The 1,346-nt window shown below is 71.4% G+C and carries 1 protein-coding gene; it reads left to right on the top strand.

The window, feature by feature from the left end; translation table 11 throughout:
* Window positions 1–109: 109 nt before the first annotated feature.
* The coding region (locus ACFW2E_RS46980; protein WP_384478326.1) for an acyltransferase domain-containing protein at window positions 110–1,346 on the top strand (1,237 nt) is incomplete at its 3' end.

The following is a 1,346-nucleotide window of genomic DNA, read 5'->3' as shown; positions in this document are numbered from 1 at the left end:
GGCCGTGCGGGCCGCCCTGCCCCACCGCGCCGTCATCACCACCCGCGACCGCGCCCAGGCCCACGAAGCGCTCCACGCGCTCGCGGGGGGAGCGCCGCATCCGGCCCTCGTGACCGGCCACCACACCCCGACCACCGGCGGCACCGTCTTCCTGCTGCCCGGACAGGGCTGCCAGTACCCCGGCATGGCCCGCACCCTCTACCACCACCCACGCTGGACCGTCTTCCGCGACGCCCTCGACCAGGCCTGCCACGCCCTCGACCCCCACCTCGACACCCCCCTGCGCGAAGTCATGTTCGCCGAACCCGGCACCCCCCACGCAACCCTGCTCACCCGCACCGACTACACCCAACCCGCACTCTTCGCCCTCACCACCGCCCTCTACCACCAGATCACCCACCTCGGCCCCACCCCCACCCACCTCATCGGCCACTCCATCGGCGAAATCACCGCAGCCCACCTCACCGGCACCCTCACCCTCCAAGACGCAGCCCTCCTCATCACCACCCGCGGCCGCCTCATGCACACCCTCCCCACCCACACCACCGGCATGCTCGCCACCCACACCACCCACAACCACCTCCAAACCCTCCTCGCCGACCACCCCGGCATCACCATCGCCGCCCACAACAGCCCCACCGACCACGTCCTCGCCGGCGACCTGCCCACCCTCACCCACCTCCACCACCACCTCAAAACCCACAACATCCCCACCCGCCTGCTCAACACCAGCCACGCCTTCCACTCCCCCCACATGGACCCCGTCCTCGACGACTTCCACACCACCGCAGCCACCCTCACCTACCACCCACCCACCACACCCGTCATCTCCACCCTCACCACCACAGTCGTCGAAAAATTCACCCCCGAACACTTCACCCGCCACCTACGCGAACCCGTCCACTTCCACCAAGCCCTCACCCACACCACCACCCACACCACCACCTACCTCGAACTCACCCCCCACCCCACCCTCACCCCCCACATCCCCACCCACACCACCCACACCACCGACCCCACCGACACCCCCGACACCACCGACACCACCAAAACCTGCATCACCCACACCCTCCACCGCGACCACGACGACCACCACGCCTTCCACACCGCCCTCGCCCACCTCCACACCCACCACCACACCATCACCTGGCCCACCACCACACCCACCCCCCACCAACCCCACCTCCCCACCTACCCCTTCGAACGACACTCCTACTGGCTCACCCCACCCCAAACCGCCGCCCCCCCCGGCCAAACCCCCCCCCCCCCCGGGGGGGGGGGGGGGCGCCCCCCCCCCCCCCCCCCCCCCCCCCCGCCCCGCCCCCCCCCCCCCCCCCCGCTCCCCC

Origin of the sequence: Streptomyces sp. NPDC058964, from assembly GCF_042741275.1 — a bacterium.
In the GTDB taxonomy this organism is placed as follows: domain Bacteria; phylum Actinomycetota; class Actinomycetes; order Streptomycetales; family Streptomycetaceae; genus Streptomyces.
The sequence above is the reverse complement of the archived record's forward strand: the minus strand, read 5'-3'. Positions and strand labels throughout refer to the sequence as shown.